The sequence below is a fragment of the Limosilactobacillus galli genome (assembly GCF_947381495.1).
In the GTDB taxonomy this organism is placed as follows: Bacteria; Bacillota; Bacilli; order Lactobacillales; family Lactobacillaceae; genus Limosilactobacillus; species Limosilactobacillus galli.
Window position 1 is genome coordinate 1 of sequence record NZ_CANCWK010000111.1, and the last position, 461, is coordinate 461.

At 43.0% G+C, this 461-nt stretch carries 1 protein-coding gene; it reads right to left on the reverse strand.

Translation table 11 applies throughout. From position 1 onward, the window contains the following. On the reverse strand, positions 1 to 461 hold a 461-nt coding region (locus QOS10_RS09490), incomplete at both ends, for an IS66 family transposase (protein WP_283595206.1).

Consider the following 461-nt stretch of genomic DNA (forward strand, 5'->3'; position numbering starts at 1 on the left):
TGACATACTTGTTGTACTTCTTCTGCCCATGGTAAAAAAGCCTCAATGTCGCTCCTTTTCTGGTTGGGGAGTCGATCAAACAGGTATTTGAAATACTTATATACATTTAGTTTATTAGTTTTCGCTGTTGCCACTAACGTGTAGTAAATCGCGTTGGCTTCAGCTCCACGAACGCTTTTCGCAAACAAGCAGTTCTTACGAACCAAGGTTGTAAAACGGATCTCTCCTTCTAGCGAGTTATTGCTTAGGGGGATTTGTCCATTTTCAAAAATCCGATAGACTCTTGTCCGAAGCTTTAAGGCATTCTTGATGGCTGCACACAGCCGGCCCTGTGGTGAAGTGATACTTCCCAAGTACTGGTAAAACCTATCAAGCAACGGCTTCACATGAGTAATTCTTTGCTGCCGCTTTTCCTCTTCAGTTTGATATACTAATCCGTTTTCCTTATGGAAAACGGCCCC